General features: G+C 43.1%; 22 protein-coding genes. 16 read left to right on the forward strand and 6 right to left on the reverse strand.

Going from position 1 to position 20,055, the window contains the following annotated elements:
- Positions 1-33 precede the first annotated feature (33 nt).
- The 5 genes from aceA (at position 34) to ACXQIQ_RS13415 (ending at position 5,249) form a co-directional block, all read left to right on the forward strand.
- Entirely contained in the window at positions 34-1,293 is a 1,260-nt protein-coding gene (gene aceA, locus ACXQIQ_RS13395) for an isocitrate lyase (protein ID WP_458026118.1), read from the forward strand.
- Between the two features lie 603 nt (positions 1,294-1,896).
- Positions 1,897-3,087 carry an Alp7A family actin-like protein gene (locus ACXQIQ_RS13400; RefSeq protein WP_439301850.1) on the forward strand — a complete coding sequence of 397 codons (1,191 nt, stop codon included), beginning with the start codon at positions 1,897-1,899 and terminating at the stop codon, positions 3,085-3,087.
- Positions 3,088-3,096: 9 nt separating this feature from the next.
- The gene (locus ACXQIQ_RS13405; protein ID WP_439301849.1) at positions 3,097-3,657 is read left to right on the forward strand and encodes a hypothetical protein; all 561 of its coding nucleotides are present in this window, start codon (positions 3,097-3,099) and stop codon (positions 3,655-3,657) included.
- A gap of 87 nt (positions 3,658-3,744) precedes the next feature.
- Positions 3,745-4,923: a chromate transporter gene (locus tag ACXQIQ_RS13410; RefSeq protein WP_439301848.1), complete on the forward strand. Its 1,179-nt coding sequence runs from the start codon at positions 3,745-3,747 to the stop codon at positions 4,921-4,923.
- Between the two features lie 20 nt (positions 4,924-4,943).
- Positions 4,944-5,249, forward strand: a complete 306-nt coding sequence (locus ACXQIQ_RS13415) for an antibiotic biosynthesis monooxygenase family protein (RefSeq protein ID WP_439301847.1) — start codon at positions 4,944-4,946, stop codon at positions 5,247-5,249.
- 17 nt (positions 5,250-5,266) lie between these two features.
- Here ACXQIQ_RS13415 and ACXQIQ_RS13420 read toward each other — a convergent pair whose 3' ends face one another.
- Complete coding sequence (locus ACXQIQ_RS13420; protein ID WP_439301846.1) at positions 5,267-6,352, reverse strand: acyltransferase family protein; 1,086 nt, start codon at positions 6,350-6,352, stop codon at positions 5,267-5,269.
- Positions 6,353-6,422: 70 nt separating this feature from the next.
- Here ACXQIQ_RS13420 and ACXQIQ_RS13425 point away from each other — a divergent pair, with 70 nt between their 5' ends.
- The 3 genes from ACXQIQ_RS13425 to ACXQIQ_RS13435 all read left to right on the forward strand — a co-directional run bounded on the left by ACXQIQ_RS13425 (position 6,423) and on the right by ACXQIQ_RS13435 (position 7,818).
- On the forward strand, positions 6,423-6,815 hold the full coding sequence (locus tag ACXQIQ_RS13425; protein WP_458025562.1) for an ArsR/SmtB family transcription factor: 393 nt from the start codon (positions 6,423-6,425) through the stop codon (positions 6,813-6,815).
- A complete protein-coding gene (locus tag ACXQIQ_RS13430; RefSeq protein WP_439301845.1) occupies positions 6,812-7,264 on the forward strand; it encodes an SRPBCC family protein in 453 nt (150 codons plus the stop codon). The genes ACXQIQ_RS13425 and ACXQIQ_RS13430 overlap by 4 nt, the downstream gene beginning before the upstream one ends.
- Before the next feature lie 71 nt (positions 7,265-7,335).
- Entirely contained in the window at positions 7,336-7,818 is a 483-nt protein-coding gene (locus tag ACXQIQ_RS13435; RefSeq protein ID WP_439301844.1) for a DinB family protein, read from the forward strand.
- A gap of 55 nt (positions 7,819-7,873) precedes the next feature.
- Here the strand turns inward: ACXQIQ_RS13435 and ACXQIQ_RS13440 are convergent, their stop codons facing one another.
- From ACXQIQ_RS13440 to ACXQIQ_RS13450, 3 genes are read right to left on the reverse strand one after another with little or no spacing between them, the layout of a single operon-like run.
- Positions 7,874-8,269: an SRPBCC domain-containing protein gene (locus ACXQIQ_RS13440; protein ID WP_439301843.1), complete on the reverse strand. Its 396-nt coding sequence runs from the start codon at positions 8,267-8,269 to the stop codon at positions 7,874-7,876.
- An 18-nt stretch (positions 8,270-8,287) separates the two neighbouring features.
- A complete protein-coding gene (locus tag ACXQIQ_RS13445) occupies positions 8,288-8,734 on the reverse strand; it encodes an SRPBCC family protein (RefSeq protein WP_439301842.1) in 447 nt (148 codons plus the stop codon).
- Entirely contained in the window at positions 8,718-9,041 is a 324-nt protein-coding gene (locus tag ACXQIQ_RS13450) for an ArsR/SmtB family transcription factor (protein WP_439301841.1), read from the reverse strand. The genes ACXQIQ_RS13445 and ACXQIQ_RS13450 overlap by 17 nt, the downstream gene beginning before the upstream one ends.
- Before the next feature lie 115 nt (positions 9,042-9,156).
- Here ACXQIQ_RS13450 and ACXQIQ_RS13455 point away from each other — a divergent pair, with 115 nt between their 5' ends.
- From ACXQIQ_RS13455 to ACXQIQ_RS13465, 3 genes are all read left to right on the forward strand, one after another.
- Entirely contained in the window at positions 9,157-10,098 is a 942-nt protein-coding gene (locus ACXQIQ_RS13455; protein WP_439301840.1) for an AraC family transcriptional regulator, read from the forward strand.
- 20 nt (positions 10,099-10,118) lie between these two features.
- Positions 10,119-10,505: a DUF1761 domain-containing protein gene (locus ACXQIQ_RS13460; protein WP_439301839.1), complete on the forward strand. Its 387-nt coding sequence runs from the start codon at positions 10,119-10,121 to the stop codon at positions 10,503-10,505.
- Between the two features lie 89 nt (positions 10,506-10,594).
- Positions 10,595-11,761: an iron-containing alcohol dehydrogenase gene (locus tag ACXQIQ_RS13465; RefSeq protein WP_439302026.1), complete on the forward strand. Its 1,167-nt coding sequence runs from the start codon at positions 10,595-10,597 to the stop codon at positions 11,759-11,761.
- 44 nt (positions 11,762-11,805) lie between these two features.
- Here the strand turns inward: ACXQIQ_RS13465 and ACXQIQ_RS13470 are convergent, their stop codons facing one another.
- Positions 11,806-12,165, reverse strand: a complete 360-nt coding sequence (locus ACXQIQ_RS13470) for a Lin0512 family protein (protein WP_439301838.1) — start codon at positions 12,163-12,165, stop codon at positions 11,806-11,808.
- A gap of 186 nt (positions 12,166-12,351) precedes the next feature.
- Here ACXQIQ_RS13470 and ACXQIQ_RS13475 point away from each other — a divergent pair, with 186 nt between their 5' ends.
- On the forward strand, positions 12,352-14,067 hold the full coding sequence (locus ACXQIQ_RS13475; RefSeq protein WP_439301837.1) for an ABC transporter ATP-binding protein: 1,716 nt from the start codon (positions 12,352-12,354) through the stop codon (positions 14,065-14,067).
- Positions 14,067-15,902 (forward strand): ABC transporter ATP-binding protein, encoded by a 1,836-nt coding sequence (locus ACXQIQ_RS13480; protein ID WP_439301836.1) that lies wholly within the window; start codon positions 14,067-14,069, stop codon positions 15,900-15,902. The genes ACXQIQ_RS13475 and ACXQIQ_RS13480 overlap by 1 nt, the downstream gene beginning before the upstream one ends.
- 49 nt (positions 15,903-15,951) lie before the next feature.
- On the opposite strand, the gene ACXQIQ_RS13485 is transcribed toward ACXQIQ_RS13480, so the two are convergent.
- Positions 15,952-17,295 carry an MFS transporter gene (locus ACXQIQ_RS13485; RefSeq protein ID WP_439301835.1) on the reverse strand — a complete coding sequence of 448 codons (1,344 nt, stop codon included), beginning with the start codon at positions 17,293-17,295 and terminating at the stop codon, positions 15,952-15,954.
- 180 nt (positions 17,296-17,475) lie between these two features.
- Here ACXQIQ_RS13485 and ACXQIQ_RS13490 point away from each other — a divergent pair, with 180 nt between their 5' ends.
- The 3 genes from ACXQIQ_RS13490 to ACXQIQ_RS13500 all read left to right on the forward strand — a co-directional run bounded on the left by ACXQIQ_RS13490 (position 17,476) and on the right by ACXQIQ_RS13500 (position 20,032).
- A complete protein-coding gene (locus ACXQIQ_RS13490; protein WP_439301834.1) occupies positions 17,476-18,120 on the forward strand; it encodes a glycosyltransferase in 645 nt (214 codons plus the stop codon).
- Between the two features lie 80 nt (positions 18,121-18,200).
- On the forward strand, positions 18,201-18,767 hold the full coding sequence (locus ACXQIQ_RS13495) for a DUF6944 family repetitive protein (RefSeq protein ID WP_439301833.1): 567 nt from the start codon (positions 18,201-18,203) through the stop codon (positions 18,765-18,767).
- Between the two features lie 68 nt (positions 18,768-18,835).
- On the forward strand, positions 18,836-20,032 hold the full coding sequence (locus ACXQIQ_RS13500; protein WP_439301832.1) for a class I SAM-dependent rRNA methyltransferase: 1,197 nt from the start codon (positions 18,836-18,838) through the stop codon (positions 20,030-20,032).
- Positions 20,033-20,055 lie beyond the last annotated feature (23 nt).

Here is a 20,055-nt window from a genome sequence, read left to right on the forward strand (position 1 = left end):
GGAAATAAAGTGAATCAAGATAAAGCGTTGAAAATGCAAATGGACTGGGATACGAACAAAAGATGGGACGGCGTTACGAGACCTTATACGCCAGAAGATGTGATCCGACTAAAAGGATCCATCGATATTGAACATACATTAGCAAGGCATGGGGCAGAAAAGCTGTGGAATCTACTTCACAATGAGGATTATGTGAACGCACTTGGCGCATTGACAGGAAATCAAGCGATGCAGCAAGTAAAAGCGGGGCTGAAGGCGATTTACTTGAGTGGCTGGCAAGTCGCTGCAGACGCAAATCTCTCAGGACAGATGTACCCGGATCAAAGCCTTTATCCTGCCAACAGCGTGCCGCAAGTCGTGAAGCGAATCAATCAAACACTACAGCGCGCAGATCAGATCCAATGCATGGAAGGTAAAGGGGAAATCGATTGGTTTGCACCGATTGTAGCAGACGCGGAAGCAGGATTCGGTGGGCAATTGAATGTGTTCGAATTGATGAAAAACATGATTGAAGCGGGTGCAGCAGGTGTGCATTTTGAAGATCAGTTGTCATCTGAGAAGAAATGCGGACATCTTGGTGGGAAGGTCTTATTGCCGACTCAGACAGCGGTAAGAAACTTGATCTCGGCAAGGTTTGCAGCGGATGTGATGGGAGTACCGACCATCATCGTAGCACGTACGGATGCCAATGCAGCCGATCTGATCACTAGTGACATTGATCCAGAGGATGCGTCCTTTATTACAGGAGAACGGACAGCAGAAGGATTCTTCCGCACAAAAGCAGGAATCGACCAGGCAATTGCCAGAGGACTCGCATATGCGCCATATGCAGACCTTGTTTGGTGCGAAACATCTGAACCGAACCTAGAAGAAGCGAAACAATTTGCAGAAGCAATTCATGCAAAATATCCAGGGAAGCTCTTAGCATATAATTGCTCACCTTCATTCAACTGGAAAGCAAAGCTGGACGATGCAACGATTGCAAAATTCCAAAAAGAACTCGGGAAGATGGGTTACAAATTCCAATTCGTCACACTGGCAGGCTTCCATGCGTTGAATCACAGCATGTTTGAACTTGCTCGACAGTATAAAGATAAAGGGATGGCAGCATACTCTGAGTTGCAACAAGCGGAGTTTGCGAGTGAACAATATGGCTATACAGCAACACGTCATCAACGTGAAGTCGGAACAGGGTACTTTGATGAAGTTGCAAAAGTGATTTCAGGTGGTACATCATCCACCACAGCTCTTGGCGGTTCGACAGAAACTGAACAATTCCAATCAGCAAAATAAATCAATATAGGTGGCCTTTAAGATCCTCTACCCCTTTCGACAGTTTGACAGCATTCATGTCGATTACTGGATCTTATTGGTCACCTATCTTTGTATGGACACCCCCATTTACAAAAAAATACATATGATCGTTATCTTCTTCCTCTTTTATAAGACTCCTGTCCTATTTCTTCCTCTCTATATCTCTTCTTTAATCATTCTCTTATATCTGATCTTACACACAAACAATTCGAACAGACATAGTTCTCATTTCCATATATTCTACTCATCTTTTCATCTTTAAAACCAAACAGTCAAAACCACCCCTCTCAATCTAAATGATAGCTCTATTATTCAGCTTCTAATGAAGAGTAGGGGAGGGGACTTTTTACTATATAAGAGCATGTATACAATAATGTGTACATGTGTACAAAAAGAAAACATGATGTTTACAAAAACGTTTACATGTATACGAATAAGCACACATGCTGTTATACCAGCCGTGTACAAGAATGTGTACATGTACACGCAAAAGAACACATCGAAAGGCTGATTGACTATTTGTCGTTTCTCTAATACCTTTAATCTAGTAACATACTTTTCTCTGAGAGGGGTAATGGAAGAATGACAAAATCAAGAATTGCTGCGGTTGATGTTGGTAATGATGCGGTGAAGGCGAATTTCGGGAAACTTGAGAATGAGTTATACATCCCGAATGTCATCGCAAGGGATATGGAAGATCGACCAGTAATCGGAATAGAAGAATTAGATGAAAAAGACCCACTAGACAATCTACATATTCGAGTACACTCCCCTGCTTTAAAAGAAAACAATGCGATTTACAGAGTAGGTAACTTAGCAACGAAAACAAGCAACTCTACAGAATTGGATCCTGGAAGTAATAAATCAGAAGAAGATCAGACACTTGTCATGTTGTTTGCGGCGATCGCATTAGATGCAGTCGGTTATGAAAATGGAGCAAGTTCGTTCAAGACAGCGAACAATGTCATTGAGGCGAATTATACGCTTGGGACAGGTCTTCCACTGAGAGAGGTTAAGGAAGGTAAGGATGTTGGATATCGTTCACAATTGCTCGGCTCAGTCCATCAGGTTGAATTCCTGATTACACCTCAATTTCAGGGCAAGAAAGTGAATATTAAGTTTGATGAAGTGAAAGTGTATCCAGAAGGATTTGCAGCTTACGTGAACCTTGTCATGGATAACGATTTGAACATCATTAACAAAGAGTTGATCGACAAGCAGATTCTCATCCAGGATATTGGAGGTCTTTCAACAGATATCGCGGTAATCCGCAACCGGAATGTAGATGACGATAAAGCTCAAGGTTTCAACCTAGGTGTAGCTGAGTCTCTTGAACAAATCCGTGATGAAATCCTCACAAAGCACGGTGTTGAACTGGACAGCCGTCGTGATGTAGTCGATATCATTACTAGAAAGAATAATCGTCACCATATCATGGTGAAAGGAAGCCGTACGAACGTCCATGATATTACCGATCGTATTCTGCTTGAACTAGCAAAGAAACAATATCGTTACCTCCGTAATGTATGGCAACGCAACTCCCAATCCGAGATCTGTTACTTTGTTGGGGGTGGCTCTGCAGTCCTGAAGGATTATCTGAAGACGCTGAATAATAATTTGGACGGATTCAACATCGAATTCTTTGAAGATGAGAACGAAAGCATCTGGATGATGGCCAATGCTTACTATAAGTTGATTTCGGATTATATCCGTAAATCAGAGAAAGAAAAGAAAGTAGAGAAGAAAGAGAAAGAGACTTCAGCTGCTAAGTAGGGTGATGGTATGAGAGATTCGAAAAAAGGTGTAGAACGAGGTCAAACAATTACGTTTCGTGTCCCTTCAGATACACCTGATTATCTTTTAAAACAACTTCAAAAGTTGAAAGAGACAGAGAGAAGGAATTTTTCCAGTAGAATCGCTCAGTATGTGATGCAAGGTGTGAATGAATCCCTTGCAAAAGAACGCGAAACCATCACGATCCCTCTCCCGAAGCAACTGACGAAAGAACAGCGAAATTGGATTAAACATGAACATTCTGAAGCGTTGATCGGTACAATCGTTTATCAATTGATGAACGATCCGATGCGTGCAACGACTCTTTTAGCAGCGTTGAACAGTAATTCAGTCGATATCGACCAGGCGTTGTATCTTCAGGAAGAAGCTGCAACGATTCCCTTCCCTGTTCAAAAGGAAAATCAGGAAACACAATCATGGTCGAGCGAAGATGACTTAAATGACATCAACTTGGATACGTTAAAAGATGAAATTCATACAGAAGTCGAGGAAGAGGAAGAAGAGGATGATGATCCTTTAGCGGACTTTTTCTCAAGTATGAATAAATAAGTGATTCAAACCCCTTGTGAACAAGGGGTTTTTTCATTACAGTAAGGATGTTAAAAAAGTTAAAAATAGAGTGAGAGGTCATAAACGATGCGGAAAAAATCACATGCATGGTTAGAAATATTAAGTGCTTCAACAAAGTTAGGCTTTACCTCCTTTGGAGGTCCAGTCGCTCACCTTGGATATTTTAAGAACGAATATATCGACAAGCGAAAATGGCTAGATGACAAAACATATGCGGATATCATTGCATTGTGTCAGTTCCTACCGGGTCCAGCGAGCAGTCAGGTCGGGATTGCAATCGGTATGTTACGTGGCGGTTTAATTGGCGGGCTTATTTCCTGGCTTGGATTCACCCTGCCGTCCATCATCGCACTTGTCCTGTTCGCCTTCTTTTACCAAAACAGTACCATCGATGATGCTGGTTGGATCCATGGGTTGAAAATTGTTGCCGTAGCTGTCGTTGCACAAGCTGTCATTGGAATGGGGAAAAAATTGACCCCGGATAAACCGAGAATCACGATTGCCCTACTGGCTGCAGTACTAACCCTTGCCTGGCCATCTGCAGTTGGTCAACTCGTAATCATTTTGGCCGCTAGCCTTATCGGTCTAATCCTTTATAAAAAGCAAGATGTTCCAGAAATCCAAGAAATGAATGTACCATTCAGTAAGAAGGCTGGCATTATTGCCTGGGCATTATTCTTCGGTCTATTGATCGGTCTTCCGATTCTAAGACCAATCATTCAAAATGGCGCGTTCGATGTTTTTGATACCTTTTACCGGGTAGGTTCTCTCGTGTTCGGCGGTGGGCACGTTGTTTTACCATTACTGGAGCGTGAAGTGGTACCGATCGGCTGGGTGAGCGCAGAGCAGTTTTTAGCCGGATATGGATTTGCTCAGGCTGTACCTGGACCACTGTTTACATTTGCAAGTTATCTAGGAGCTATGATCAATGGTGTGAGTGGCGCTATCATTGCAACAATCGGAATCTTTTTGCCATCTTTCCTGCTCATCATCGGTTCGTTGCCTTTCCTGAATGAAGTGCGTAAGCGACCTAGGTTCCAGGCTGCACTGACCGGAATCAATGCAGCAGTCGTAGGGCTTCTGCTTGCCGCACTCTATGACCCGGTTTGGACAAGTTCAATTCAGACGACATCCGATTTCATGTTGGCGTTAATTCTGTTCGGGTTATTATTTTTCTGGAAATTTGCACCTTGGCTTGTCGTATTGATTGGTGCAGTTGGTGGAATGATTTTGACATATTTATAAAAGGAAATGAGGGATACGGAATGGTTTTAGAAGTCGCTTTTTTTCACATTAAGGAAGGGATGGAAAATGACTTTGAGAAAGCTTTCGAACGAGCAAGTAAGCTTTTCAACAAGGTCGATGGCTACCTCGGCCATACCATCCATGCCTGTGTTGAAACGAAAGGGAAATACATGGTGCAAGTACAGTGGGAGACGCTGGACAGCCATATGAAAGGTTTTGTGGAGTCGCCGATTTTTAATGAGTGGAACGACCAGGTTGGCCACTATTTCAAACCCGACATCTATATGGAACACTTTACAATGGTACATGAAAGAGGAGATGACTAGATGGTCATCTCTTTTCTTTATGCTTTACTGCCAAATAAAATGCGGATGAATGGTATAGGTCGGATTATATAGCGAATAGACAGATAAATCCCTAGATAGCTAAAAACGAGAATTAGAAAATATGAAAGTGTGACCGATAAATTCAATTTCTGAATATAGAAACCTGCTAGAACGATATACGTCTGATGAAGAATATAGATGGTAAAAACATTCTTGTTCAGTTGATGGATCGTTTCATACTGTGTGTTGATATAGCGCTGGACATAACCGATGATGGCGGCTACACATAGGAACGTGTTGACAGCGTATAAGGTTTGGAACAGAACATAGGAAACAGGATCCTCAAAACCGACAGAAAATCCCCAGTACTCTAATAAAAGAACCGTACTCATCGTTATAACCCCGAAACATAAGGAAAATCCACGAGTCTCCTCAAACGCCTTTTCAAATGCTTTTTCTCGTACAAGAAGAAACCCGTACATAAATAATATGAAATAGAACAGTGGATTCATCTCCATACCTAATAAGACAATTCTCGCCAGGATCAATGGAATGGCAAAAAAATAAATACGGTATGACAATGGTCGGTTTGAGAACGCATCCTGTTGTTTTTTCAGCCAGGAATATACGGGCTTAGCAATAAGTGAAAATATGACGAGGTACAATATGAACCACATATGTGCAGGCGTAAATGTACCAGTAAATCCATGGATTGTCTCTAATTTAAAAGTGAAAAACGCTGGGAAATAATCCAAGTAGTGTTTGAAGTCACCTATTCCTTTACTAATGACAGCTATATAACCTTGTGGAGGAACAATGACCAGCACGGCAAAAAGAAAAGGTACAAGTAATCGAGTGAGGCGGTCCTTTACGAAATGATTGTTATTTTTAGAGCTAAGTAGAAAATAAGTTCCAACACCTGAAACTAAAAATAAGATGGGCATACGCCACTGATGCATAGAATGGGCAAATAAATGCATCAGCATATTAGGTTCATCTTTTATGTAAAACGGAACGAAATCATAAATCCTCGCTGTATGATAAGGGACAAGCAAAAGTACGGTTATGACTCGCAACAGATCGATATAGTGTTTTCTCTCCAAAATATCCTCACGCCTCTATTTTCATCTATTTATAGCGTAATACAAAAATGGATGCAATAAAATATCAAGCTTGACGACATTTGAAAAATATCATATAGTTAACCATATGGTTAACTATTATAAAGATAACCTTGATCAAATATTTTCCGTGTTGTCAGATCCTACTAGGCGGAAGATTGTAGAGGAATTGTCGAAAGGCGAAAAAACCGTCAAAAAGTTAGCAGAACCTTTCGATATGTCGTTGCCGGCTTTTACAAAACACCTTAAAATTCTGGAAAACGCCGGTGTAGTAACGTTTAAAAAGGAGGGACGTTATAAGTACTACAGCCTGAAACCAGATGCATTGGAAAGCGCCATTCAATGGATGAACCACTGGAGAACATATTGGGAAAGTCAATTATCAAGGTTGGAAACATATTTCGATAACTTAGAAAATGAAGAAGATGAAGGAGGAAAATCATGATCACAATGCAAACCGAACAGAATTATAAACTTGAACTCAGTCAGACGTATAACGTGAAAAAAGAAAGAATGTATCAAGCATGGACAAATGCAGAGGAACTCGCAAAATGGTGGGGGCCTGAAGGTTATACGACCACTGTTGACCAAATGGACGTTAAAGTCGGCGGTGAATACAAGTTTGCCATGCATCCACCTGAAGGAGAAGCAAAAGTGCTTGTTGGCCGATATGAAGAAGTTGTACAGAATGAAAAGCTTGTTTTTACATGGCAATGGGAAGATGCTGACAATGCATTTCCTGAAACGAAAGTGACTGTACAGTTTGTCGATCAGGATGGATCAACAGAAGTGAAGGTGACTCATGAGCAGCTTCCAAGCGAAGAAGCAGCAGAAGGCCACAACCAGGGCTGGAGCAGCTCTCTAGAGGGAAGCCTGAAGAACTACTTTGCATAACCTGAGAACCACTCGCCGGAAGCGAGTGAACTTTGAAGAATCAAAAAAAAATTGTAAAGGATGGATGAACAATGGATCAAAACTTGATATTCAACCAATTCGAAATGGGTCGTAAATTCTTGATGATGGGTGCAGAACACATTACAGAAGAGAATGCCGATATCATCCCTGAAGGATTTCCGAACAATCTTCGTTGGCAGCTAGGCCATATTCTTGTATCTGTAGAATACTTGGTGTTCATGAAAGCTGGAGAAGAAATGAACTTGCCAGAAGGATATGTGGAAATGTTCAGCAGAGGAACAAGCCCTAAGGATTGGACGACAGAACCACCAAAAGTGGATGTACTGAAAGCTCAATTAACCGACCAAATGGGACGTGTTAGGGAAAAATTCGACGGTAGGCTGGATGAAAAGTTGCCGGAAGTGTTCCAAGCTGGACCGGTTGAATTCCATACAATCGGAGAAATGCTGTTATTCGTATTGTTTCATGAAAGTGAGCATATCGGATGCATCAAAGGCTTGAAAGCCGGTATCAAATCTCACGTAAATGCGTAAAACCTAATCAAACAAAACCCAGGAAGGCTCGTTGCCCCCTGGGTTTCGTTTTCATTTACTTTTGAAGATATTTTTCTATATTCGACCAGTAATTTTCTTGCCACCCTGCTTTCAAATGGTCAGCTTGTCCTTCTGGAAAGCCGATATGATCAAAAACCAGCAACGTTTGATCACCTTGAGGTTTCAGCGTGAATGTGACGATAGAGTAAACACCAGGGTCCCAGTTACCTGCTCTCCATGCTTGAACAATCCGTTCCCCTGGAGTAAGTTCAATGTTTCTTCCGTGGATCATTCCTCCAAAACAAGAGAACGATCCTCCGTCCTCCGCATGAATTTCCGTCGGTGCACCACCTGTCATTGCACTGAATTCTTCAGAATTCAAGAGTAATTCATACAAACGCTTGGGTGTTGTGTGAAAAATAATTTCTTCATGAATCTTCGTGTTCACCATGATTCCCCTCTCCATATCTTATTTAGTAATCGACCATGGATCCTGACCGATTTCATTACCTTCTCCTAGTTGTTTCATTCGTTCTAAATAATGTGTCCAACCCTTGTGATTTGAAGTGACTTTTTCACTTGGGATGTCATAATGGTTCAATACAAGCCGTGTACCTGAATCTTCTGGGATTAGGAGGAATTCCACCGTACTTGAGCCAGGTGGCATGATTTCTGATCCTTCCCATCCCCAAGTCATGACGACCTTTTCATTTGGAATGATGTCGATATATTCACCTATAGCGATATTCTCACCGTTAATATCAATCCGATATTTCCCTCCGATTTTCGGCTCAAGCAAAACCTGCCTGCCCATCCAACGAATCAGTTTTTCAGGGTCGACAAAGAAAGGAAATAAAGTTTCGGGCTTACACTCTATGAAGATTTCCTTTTGCAAAGTCTCAGTCGGTTTCGTCATGCTTCCTCCTTTCTTCCTCTTCTGCTGCTTCTTTTAAGCGTAACAACTGATCGTCCCAGAATTGGTCGATGAATTGCTTCAAGTCTTTGAAGCCTTCCCTTCTTATACGGTAGAAACGTTTCGTACCAGCCCTGCGTACAGAAACAAGACCTGATTGCTCTAAGATTTTCAAATGCTGTGAAATTGCTGGTGCTGAGATATTGAAGTTCGAGGCGATTTCGCTCGAGGTCAGCTCACCACCACGTAATAGATATAAAATGTCGCGACGTGTCGGTACAGACAATGAGTGGATGGTTTGTTCAATCATGACATTAATTTAGCACACACTTAATTAAGTGTCAACTTAATTAGTAGGTCCTCTTTTATAATCCAATGGAATTCGTCGATAATACAAGTATGAGACTTAAGGGAGATATGCTTTTATGACCGATTTACATGAACAGAAGAAATACATATTCAATGTATTAGACTACATAAAACAAAACCTTCATGCGGATTTGTCTTTGGAGAAGCTAGCAGAAGTTTCTACATACTCGCCACATCATTTTCATCGATTATTCAATCGTATTATGGGGGAGACACCCTCTGATTATGTAAAAAGAATACGGATGGAAGAAGCTGCTCACTTATTGATCTATGAACCAAAACGGTCTGTGACGGATATTGCAATGACTTGTGGCTTTTCTTCTCTATCCTACTTCACGTATGCATTCAAAGAATTTTATAAGCACTCTCCAAAGGAATGGCGTGAAGGAGCTTATCTGGAAAAATTCCCGAGACCGTATCTAGATAGCAAGAAATCTAAACAACGTCGCACGAATCTGAAAGAAACGACGGAAAACAAAGGATATAATGAATTCCAGTGGTTGGATTTATCCAGGGTGAAAGTGGAACGGCTGCCAGAACTCCAATTAGGGTACCTTCAACATATTGGGACATATTCTGACGAAGTACATGAAACCTGGGAGAAGATATACCGGTTTTCAGAAACGAGAGATTTGATTATGGAAGATACAATGTGGATAGGCATCCCACATAACAATCCTTACCTGACCCCTGAAGACCGATGTCGGTATGATTGCTGCATTTCTTTACAAGAAAATATGGATCCTGGTACAGGATTGAAAACGACACAATTACCCGAGGGCAAATTCGTCTTTTATGAGTTAGAGACACCTGTTGAATTCAATCGGAGAGATTTTTTAATAGAGTGTTATTCTGAGCTTTATAGCTATTGGCTTCCGAAAAGCGGATATAAATGCTTGAGTACACCGGTAGAGATCATCCAACTCACTCAGCAGCAGGATTCTTTTGATATACAACCTCTCATTAAGAAGATCGGCTTACCCATACAACCGAAATAATACAGAAAGAAGGGATTTCAATGGATTTGAACATTCTCGCAATACTTGTAGGTGGACTTTTATATATGGCATTTGGAGCATTTTATTATTCGCCTGTACTCTTTGGAAATCGATGGGGGCAGTTGAACAACATTGGTGAAGAAGGGATGAAACCAATCAACTTCGTGTGGTCAGGGGTGGTGGCGTTCCTTAGTTCGTTCTTTATGGCCGTCGTTGTAGAGCTGACAGGAGCACAGGACTTAGGATCCGGACTGCTTGTTGGAGCAGTGGTCGGCGTTCTGCTTGGGTTAGGTCTTTTTAAGAATATGGTGTTTGGAATGACGTCCAAGAAAGTATTCGCGATTGCTGTCGGAGATCACTTCATCATTCTCTGTCTGCTCGGCATTTTGCATGCGCTTTGGAGCTAAAGATCGTTTAAAGGACTTATTTATTTCAGTCTTAGGAGGGGCATGTTAAACTTCAGAAGAATCATTTTTGAAGTGAAGAGGTGCTCATGATGAATACATTTTTACAATATAATCCGACTCGTTTATTGTTTGGAGAAAATCAGATTGAACAACTCCCAGAAGAATTAGGGCGTAAAGGCTTGAACGTCCTTGTCGTTTATGGCGGAGGAAGCATCAAGCGCAATGGTGTCTATGAAGACGTTATGCGTGAATTGAAAAAAGCCGAAGCAAACGTATTCGAGCTTTCGGGAGTCGAACCGAACCCTCGTTTATCAACGGTACAGCGGGGTGTGGAGCTTTGTAAAAAGGAACAGATCGATTATCTGTTGGCAGTCGGTGGTGGTAGTGTCATCGATTGTACGAAAGCGATTGCCGTTGGTGCGAAGTATGAAGGGGATCCGTGGGATCTGATCACCCAAAAAGCACCGATTGAAGACGCGCTTCCAATCGGTACCGTTTTGACACTTGCAGCGACAGGTTCTGAGATGAATGCTGTCTCAGTGATTACGAACTGGGAAACGAAAGATAAGCTGGGTTGGGGTTCTCCGCTCGTCTATCCGGCGTTTTCCATATTGGACCCTACGTATACCTACTCAGTCCCTGAGAACCAGACGGTATATGGGATTGTGGACAGCATGTCGCATGCGCTGGAGCACTATTTCCACCGAACAGAGAATACCCCGATGATTGATGGGTTCATCGAGTCATTGCTGAGAACCGCGATTGCAACCGGACCTAAGTTGATGGAAAACTTGCAATCCTATCAGCACCGGGAAACGATGATGTATATCAGTACAACCGCCTTCAACGGTACCCTGATGAATGGGACGGATGGTGGAGACTGGGCAACGCATAGAATCGAGCACGCCATTTCTGCCATTTATGACATCCCGCATGGTGGAGGTCTGGCTATCTTGTTTCCGAACTGGCTAGAGCACGTGTTGGAAGAAGATCCAAGTCGAGTGAAACAGCTTGCGGTCAACGTTTTCAGTATTGAGGATGCTGGAAAAACAGATTTAGAAGTTGCGAAAGAAGGGGCAAAAGCTCTCAGAGACTTCTGGAACTCAATAGGTGCACCGAGTCGTTTAGCCAACTATGATATCAACGATCAGGAATTTGATGCAATCATCGAGAAAACGTTCATCAAACCAGGCGTCGGAACCTACAAAGAAATGAATCCAGAGAGTGTAAGAGATATTTTGAACCGTTCGTTATAATTCATTCAAACGAAAAGCCGGGAAATCCCGGCTTTTTTCATTCTTTAATATCCAACTTCAACAGATGCGTTGACGATATACATCAGATCGTTTTTGTCGCCTTTATCCTCTAATTTAATGCCGCTCGTCGTCGCCATACCACCTTCGATGACCTCTACAGAAACCTTGCCATAAGGAATCGCTTGTTTAATCTCTTCTTGATCGAGTTGGTCCTGGTCACGCGGGACGGCGAGTTTAACGTTCACTTTCATATTTTCCGTTGATTGGTCCGGTAATGTGTTTCTTATTCCTGGCATTGAATTCGTGTAAATCGCATTATCGACCGCACGAACGGCTGCTTTCGTCACGTTTTGACCGTGTACATCAATACCCATTCCAGTTTGGATGAACAGTACTTGTTCCATTTTGAAATACACTCCTTTTTAGTGGGGAATGATATTTTCATTTTGTAATTGCGATTCCCGCTCAACATGAACTTAAACATAGAGTACAGTCTGGATGAATAAACTAAGAAGAGCGACCTTATCGGTTCGCTCTTTTTTCGATATCCTGTATAATTGTACCAACTCTAACTTAGGTGTGAAGATCATATGCGCAAAGTGTTTTCCTATTTACCTACATATAAATTTTCTGTTGCTGTAGCACTATCTCTAATGGTTCTTGAGCTAATTGTCGAGCTCATGCAACCTTTACTAATGGCGAAGATCATTGACGAGGGTATTGTAGCGGAGGATATGTCGGTGGTGACCATTTGGGGTGGCGTTCTGTTGGGATTATCGCTAGTAGCTTTTGCGGCTGGAATCATCAATTCTTATTTTGCAGCCAACGCGAGTCAAGGTGTCGGCCATGACATTCGTCGGGATTTGTTTCAAAAAGTGCAGGCGTTCTCCAGCAGGCACTTCCAAACCTTCACGACACCCGGACTTGTAACCCGGATGACCAATGATGTTACACAAATACAAGGTGTGCTATTCATGCTCATGAGAATTGCGCTCAGAGCGCCACTTTTCATCATCGGTGGGATTGTCATGTCCTTTGTTGTCCATCCAGGTCTTGCGACGATTCTTGTACTGTCCGTTCCTATTCTCCTTCTATTTCTGTTCTGGATTTTGACGAAAGGAATCGTTTTATTTCGGAAGGTGCAGGGAAAATTGGATCGGATGAATACGGTGTTACGTGAAAACCTTTCTGGAATTCGCCTCATAAAAGGATTCAACAGAAGCAAGTACGAAGAAGAACGTTTTCAAGACGTGAACAAAAACCTCATGAATGACAATAAAAAAGCTTTATGGATCATGGAAGTCGCGATGCCGGTCGTCATGCTCGGCATGAACATCGTCATCCTGATCATCCTTTGGATTGGTGCCATCCAACTGGAAACGGACATGGTCAAAGCGGGAGAGTTGGTCGCCATCATCAATTATGCGACGAAGATCATGTTCACTTTCTCGGTGTTTACGTTCCTCATTATGAACTATTCAAGAGGGAGTGCTTCTGCAGCAAGAATTACAGCGGTTTTAGAAGAGGATACAAAGGCTATACATGCAACCGATCAAGCGTTAAAGCCTGACGTGAAAGGCGGGGTTTCGTTTGTAGATGTTTCTTATCAGTATGATGCTGACCAAAGGGTTCTACAGAACATTTCTTTTGCTGCAAAACCAGGAGAAATGATTGGGATATTAGGGGAAACCGGATCGGGTAAGACGACCCTTCTGAACTTGATACCGCGCTTGTTGGAAGAAACAGAGGGAGACATTTATCTTGATGGGTACCGAATGAAGGATTTGGACGTCGAACATGTCCGTAACCAGATCAGTGTCGTGCCTCAGGAAGCCCACCTTTTTTCAGGTAGTTTAATTGAGAACATCCGGTGGGGAAAAGAAGATGCTACAAAGAAAGAAGTCATATCAGCAGCAAAAGACGCTCAGATCCATGAGTTCATCAAAGGACTGCCAGACGGATATGAAACGATACTTGGCCAAAAAGGGATTACGTTTTCAGGTGGTCAGAAACAGCGTTTGTCGATTGCAAGAGCACTCGTGCGTAAGCCGAAAATCCTCATTTTGGACGATAGTACGAGTGCATTGGATGCCCATACAGAAGAAAGGCTGCTCAGTACGCTGAGACGCCAGAACTGTACCGTGTTCCTTGTCGCACAGAAAATCAGCTCGATCCAGAATGCCGATCAAATTCTTCTTTTACATGAAGGGGAAGTGATTGGAATCGGTGATCATCGTTCCTTGTTGAAGGAGAATCCTTATTACCAAAGTGTCTATCAGTCCCAAATGGAAGAGGATGTGATCTGATGAAACGAGATTTGAAAGAGACCAACAAGACACAGCACACTCCTCGTAGGAGGCATCAAGGGATCGGGACGAAACCACCTAAGGTAGAAAATATGGGCGTGACCTTGAAGCGGATATGGTCGTACATGGCAGGGGAGAGGAAACGATTCATTCTGATCCTATCGATCGTCGTCATCAGCTCGGCATTATCCTTGTTAGGACCTTATTTACTGGGAGTTGCTGTCGATGCCATCATCGCAGACCCTGTCACGGATACGCTCCTGGTAATGGCGGGTATCCTTCTAGGCGTGTATATCCTCCAATCTGTGACGATGTGGCTTCAGAACTATTGGATGATCGGAATCTCCCAGAACACTGTTTTTGCCATCCGTAATCATCTCTTTTCTCACTTGCAGCAGTTGCCGCTGCTGTTTTACCAGAAACGTCAACAGGGAGAGCTGATGAGCCGATTGACGAATGACATCGAGAACATCAGCCGGACCTTGAATTCAGCCATCATCCAGTTCACGACAAGTATACTGACCATTACGGGAACAATCGGGATGATGCTATGGTTAAGTCCGCTGCTCACCCTTTTAACGTTGACGATCATTCCGGCGATGTATTTCGGGATGAAGTGGATCACGAAACGTACGGGCCGATTTTTCAAAGAACAGCAAAAGCATTTGGGTGATATGAACGGTTATGTAGAAGAGATGTTTTCGGGGCAACAAATTGTGACGATGTATTCTCAAGAAAAACGGGTCATTGAAGAATTTTCCCATAAAAATCGATCCTTGAAGGAAGCCAGTTACTGGGCCCAAACCTATTCGGGATTCATCCCTAAATTGATGAATATGTTGAATAACGTCAGCTTCGGAATCATCGTCGGGGCAGGTGGATTGCTGGCCTTGAATGGAATCATTTCCATCGGAATCATCGTCACGTTCACGACCTATTCAAGACAATTTACGCGTCCCCTGAATGATTTAGCAAACCAATACAATATGATTCTTTCTGCAGTTGCAGGGGCGGAGCGGGTATTTCAAATCCTTGATGAAGCGGAAGAAAGTGCACAGGATGATAAAGCGGTCGATATCGAACGTATTCAAGGAGATATTACATTTCGATCGGTCGATTTTTCGTATGAAAAAGATCAGCCAATCCTGCAAGATGTCAGTTTCCATGCAGCACAGGGCGAGACGGTTGCACTTGTCGGACCAACAGGGGCAGGGAAAACGACCATCCTATCTTTGCTCTCCCGTTTTTATGAACATGAAAAAGGTGAGATCCTCATTGATGGGAAGGATATCAAGACGATTACGAGAGATAGCTTGAGAAGGCAAATGGGGGTCGTCCTTCAAGACTCGATTCTTTTCCATACGACTATCCGTGAAAATATCCGGTATGGAAGATTGGACGCTACAGATGAAGAGGTAGAAGAAGTAGCGAAGGCTGCTCATGCCCACGATTTTATCTCAAGATTGCCTGAGGGGTATGACACCATTCTGGATTCGGATGGAAAAGGGATCAGCCATGGGCAAAGGCAACTGCTCTCTATTGCTAGGGCGATGCTGGCGGATCCAGCATTATTGATACTAGACGAGGCGACGAGCAGTATTGATACGGTTACTGAAATGAAGATCACCGATGCGTTGGATAAACTGATGGAAGGAAGAACGAGTTTCGTCATCGCCCATCGGTTGAACACGATTCGGAATGCAGATTGCATTTTGGTGCTACATGAAGGCCGGATCATAGAAAAAGGCAACCATCACGAGTTGCTACGAAAAAATGGCTTCTACGCGGATCTCGTCCATACTCAGTCAGGTCGTGCAGAAGTCGTCAATGAATAGAAAAAGGGTGTGCCATTTGCTGGCACACCCTTTTTTCGTTGTGGTCAATTCATCGAGCTTGTGCTGCATTTTTACGATAGAGAACCAATAATCCGAAGGCAAGTGTCATAAGGACAGTGGTTGTGAGGTACGTAAATTGGAAATCGAACTCCGTATACGTATCTCCACTCAGTTCGAGTAAGATCCCTCCAAGGACCGCTCCGGTCGCACTTCCGACAAATTGCGTGAGCTGTTTCAAACCGATTCCCGCTGCAGCCTGCTCCCTCGGCAGGATTTGTGAAACCTCGTTAGTCGAACTCGAGGAGAGACTCGAAAACCCAAAGCTTGTGAACATATAACCGAACATGATCATGTATTCGTTGATTGGCGAAAGTAAGCCGAATATCAAAGTGGATACACCGAGCATGAGGGTTGCCCAAACCATGACACGGATATTTCCATAGCGATCGATCAGTCTGCCGACATAAATTGCCGCGACCGCTGAGAACATCGCTCCTGGGAAAATGATCAATCCGACGAGGGATGGGGACTTTCCAAAAATCTGTTCAAGCATGATCGGCATCAATAACAAGATGGCGAAATGCGTACAAAACCCGAAAAAGCTGATGTATAGTATCTTCCGGTATCCCTTATTCTGAATGAGCTTCGGCTGGATGAACGGGATGTCGACGCGGGTGATTCTTAACCAAAGGACAAAAGCAAGCACGAAGAATGCAGCGATGTAATACCATTCTCTCGTTGAAATGAAGAGCAGGAACGAAGTGATTGTCAACCCGGTCAGCAATCCACCAATCACATCGAATCGTCCTTTCCGAATCTCTTCTAGTGGTAGTTGGCGAAAAATGATAGGAATGACGAACAACACGAACAACGTGACGATGAATAAGAAATTCCAGTCAAACGTATTCGTAATCCAACCCCCGACTACAGGACCTAGACCGAAGCCGAATGAAGCGGCAGATGCGATCATCGCCATTGCCTGACCTCTTCTTCGCTTCGGAATGAACCTCCCTGCAAAGACCATGGATAAGCCGGGTATCGCTGCTGCTCCGGCAGCTTGGCACAATCGGGCGATCATCAACCAGACAAAATTCGTAGCAAAAAATCCGAGGATGGATGCGAGACCGAAAATACCAATTCCCGTTATGAGTAATCCCCTGATCGGTAAATAATCCGAAAGACGCGTATAGGTGATCGTAAAGATCGCGAGGACAATCGAATACCCCGATACAATCCATGCGCCTTCAGAGGCTGCCAATTGGAAGTCTCTCAAGATCGTCGGCAGAGCTACATTGAACATTGTCGTGTTCATGACGACGAGCAACACTGCCAGACTCAATATGAGTATCGTGCGTTTATAAGAAACAGATGGTTCTTCTGTTGCTTGATTCATACGAATTTGCTCCTTCTTTCTGAACATCACCGAAAAACTATAGCATAGAGCCTATCTTTTTAAAAATGATAAGACTTTCATAGTCATTGTCCTTATTATGGTGAAAATCAGAATGAATTAATGAACGGAAGCCAAAATAATGAAGAAAACGACAACCCTATCCATGAAAGGAGTTCTAAAATGAAAAAGATATTCGTCTTGAAAACGATCCTACTGATGATGATGGCTTTCGTCTTATCAACGCCATTACAAACTGAGGGGAAAACAAGAGTTCAACAGTCTTATACCCAAAAAGAGGCCGCATTAACATTTGACATGCGTAAGCTATGGATCGACCATACGATTTGGACGAGGAATTATATCGTAAGTGCCCTTGCTGGCGCTGATGACCAGGATGCTGCACTTACAAGGCTGCTTCAAAATCAGAAGGATATCGGAAACGCGATCAAGCCTTATTACGGTGAACAAGCAGGAAATAAGCTCGCTGAGTTGTTGACGGAGCATATCGTCATAGCTGGACAACTGGTGGAAGCCGCAAAGAACAAGGATCAAAAGAATGTTGATCAATATAACAAGGAATGGTACCGAAATGCAGATGATATCGCGACATTCTTAAGTTCAGCGAATCCGAACTGGTCCAAGAAAACCTTGAAGGGATTGTTGGACGAACATTTAGTCCTTACATTCGATGAAGCTGCCGCGCGCTTAGAGAAGAATTGGGAAGCGGATATCAAGGCTTTTGACGATGGGGAAGTGCACATCATCAAACTGGCAGATACTTTATCAGAGGGCATTATCAAGCAGTTCCCGAACAAATTCAAATAACCTCTCTATTATTCCTCTCGAACAGTCTCTTTCGGACATGAATATGATTTAGAAAGAGATGAGAGAGGAAGGTGGTGGGAGTGGGCAAAGGAAATACCCAGGTTATTGAAATAACGGGTTCTTGGACGCAAGCTGTCGGTACAATTCTCTCGGCAATCGGTAGTACGCCGAGTTTTCAATTACCGAAAGAAGTGAATAAGCAATTGAGGATTGTCGGAAACGTTCTTCAAGCGCTAGGTAATGCCATCCAAGCCTTTGGTGCACCCATCACCCTAGAATCAACAGGGAACCGGATACAAGCTGTAGGGAACTTGACGGTCATTTACGGGATTGTGGCAGAGCTCCCGTATGTGCAAAAACAAGAATATCAGATTGCAGGGAACTGGCTTCAAGCGCTAGGTGCCCTGCTTGCTGTGTTTGAACAATTGAAGGATATCCGAAATGAGTTTCTGAATATTTTAGGGAATACGTTGCAAACATGGGGGAATTCACTGCAAGCGATCGGGGGTATTCTCGGTCTAAGAGGGGATCAGATCACGAGTACATCCCTAGGGGTCAATGGAAGTTGGATTCAGGCATTGGGATCCGTGTTCACTGCAGGAGGTACGACTTTCCAATCGGTAAAGGATGAAAGTGATGATGATTAAAGATGGCTTCATTCCGATATCATGATACTATGTAAAAAGAAATCTTCTTAAGTAAGGATGTTATAAATATGAGTGAAGCAGTAACGGTAAAGATAAAATCAAAGTTTGCCAACCGTTTTCATGACGGTTATCCGCTTATTTTCAAAGAGGCAGTGGTGAACCTGCATGACTTGAAGGAAGAAGGGGCTCTTCTGGAGCTTGTAGATGAGCAGAACAGGTTTATCGGAAAAGGGTATTATGGGCAGCAGAACAAAGGATACGGATGGGTCCTTACGCGGAAAGAACATGAGGCGATCGATCAGTCTTTCTTCAATCGAAAATTGAAAAAAGCGATGGATTCCCGACAAGCATTCTGGGATGACCCGAATACGACAGCCTTCCGGTTATTTAACGGTGAAGGAGATGGAATAGGCGGATTCACCGTAGATTATTTTGATGGCTATTTACTGATCAACTGGTACAGTGAAGGCATTTACAGATTCAATGAATTCGTTATGGAAGCATTGAAAAGCCATATGGATTTCAAAGGCATTTATGAGAAGAAGCGGTTCGATCAGAAAGGACAATACATAGAAGATGATGATTTCGTCTTGGGGGAACGGGCTGAATTCCCGATCGTCGTAAAAGAAAACGGGGTCCACTTCGCTGTTTACCTGAATGATGGTGCGATGGTCGGGGTATTCCTTGATCAGAGGGATGTACGGAAAAGCATCCGGGATCATTATTCGAAAGGGAAGACGGTTCTGAATACGTTTTCGTATACGGGTGCTTTCTCGGTCTTCGCAGCACTTGGTGGAGCTGAAAAAACGACCAGTGTAGACCTGGCGAATCGTAGTATGGCTAAGACCATTGAACAGTTCAGTCTGAATGAGATCGATTATGAAGCACAAGAAATCCGCGTAATGGATGTTTTCAACTACTTCAAATATGCTGTGCGGAAAGAGATCAAGTTCGACATCGTCATCCTCGATCCTCCGAGCTTCGCGCGTTCAAAAAAACATCGATTCAGTGTAGCGAAAGACTACAAGGATCTGATCAAGGATGCGATTGCCATTACAGAAGACAAGGGAACCATCGTCGCTTCCACAAACTATGCTGGATTCGATATGAAAAAATTCAAGTCGTTCGTCGATCAAGCCTTCAAAGAAACGAGCGGCAAATATAAAATTCTTGAAGAACATTCTTTGCCTGAAGATTTTAAAACGACAGAAGCTTTCCCGGAAGGTAATTACTTGAAAGTACTGTTCATCCAAAAAATCAGATAGACAAAAAAAGCTGGCTCGAAATT

The organism is Pseudalkalibacillus sp. Hm43, from assembly GCF_054170705.1.

Excerpts from the sequence above, each read along its gene's own strand:
- aceA (WP_458026118.1), top strand. The coding sequence starts at position 34 with ATGCAAATGGACTGGGATACGAACAAAAGATGGGACGGCGTTACGAGA.
- ACXQIQ_RS13400 (WP_439301850.1), top strand. The coding sequence starts at position 1,897 with ATGACAAAATCAAGAATTGCTGCGGTTGATGTTGGTAATGATGCGGTG.
- ACXQIQ_RS13405 (WP_439301849.1), top strand. The coding sequence starts at position 3,097 with ATGAGAGATTCGAAAAAAGGTGTAGAACGAGGTCAAACAATTACGTTT.
- ACXQIQ_RS13410 (WP_439301848.1), top strand. The coding sequence starts at position 3,745 with ATGCGGAAAAAATCACATGCATGGTTAGAAATATTAAGTGCTTCAACA.
- ACXQIQ_RS13415 (WP_439301847.1), top strand. The coding sequence starts at position 4,944 with ATGGTTTTAGAAGTCGCTTTTTTTCACATTAAGGAAGGGATGGAAAAT.
- ACXQIQ_RS13430 (WP_439301845.1), top strand. The coding sequence starts at position 6,812 with ATGATCACAATGCAAACCGAACAGAATTATAAACTTGAACTCAGTCAG.
- ACXQIQ_RS13435 (WP_439301844.1), top strand. The coding sequence starts at position 7,336 with ATGGATCAAAACTTGATATTCAACCAATTCGAAATGGGTCGTAAATTC.
- ACXQIQ_RS13440 (WP_439301843.1), bottom strand. The coding sequence starts at position 8,269 with ATGGTGAACACGAAGATTCATGAAGAAATTATTTTTCACACAACACCC.
- ACXQIQ_RS13445 (WP_439301842.1), bottom strand. The coding sequence starts at position 8,734 with ATGACGAAACCGACTGAGACTTTGCAAAAGGAAATCTTCATAGAGTGT.
- ACXQIQ_RS13450 (WP_439301841.1), bottom strand. The coding sequence starts at position 9,041 with ATGATTGAACAAACCATCCACTCATTGTCTGTACCGACACGTCGCGAC.
- ACXQIQ_RS13455 (WP_439301840.1), top strand. The coding sequence starts at position 9,157 with ATGACCGATTTACATGAACAGAAGAAATACATATTCAATGTATTAGAC.
- ACXQIQ_RS13460 (WP_439301839.1), top strand. The coding sequence starts at position 10,119 with ATGGATTTGAACATTCTCGCAATACTTGTAGGTGGACTTTTATATATG.
- ACXQIQ_RS13465 (WP_439302026.1), top strand. The coding sequence starts at position 10,595 with ATGAATACATTTTTACAATATAATCCGACTCGTTTATTGTTTGGAGAA.
- ACXQIQ_RS13470 (WP_439301838.1), bottom strand. The coding sequence starts at position 12,165 with ATGGAACAAGTACTGTTCATCCAAACTGGAATGGGTATTGATGTACAC.
- ACXQIQ_RS13475 (WP_439301837.1), top strand. The coding sequence starts at position 12,352 with ATGCGCAAAGTGTTTTCCTATTTACCTACATATAAATTTTCTGTTGCT.
- ACXQIQ_RS13480 (WP_439301836.1), top strand. The coding sequence starts at position 14,067 with ATGAAACGAGATTTGAAAGAGACCAACAAGACACAGCACACTCCTCGT.
- ACXQIQ_RS13485 (WP_439301835.1), bottom strand. The coding sequence starts at position 17,295 with ATGAATCAAGCAACAGAAGAACCATCTGTTTCTTATAAACGCACGATA.
- ACXQIQ_RS13490 (WP_439301834.1), top strand. The coding sequence starts at position 17,476 with ATGAAAAAGATATTCGTCTTGAAAACGATCCTACTGATGATGATGGCT.
- ACXQIQ_RS13500 (WP_439301832.1), top strand. The coding sequence starts at position 18,836 with ATGAGTGAAGCAGTAACGGTAAAGATAAAATCAAAGTTTGCCAACCGT.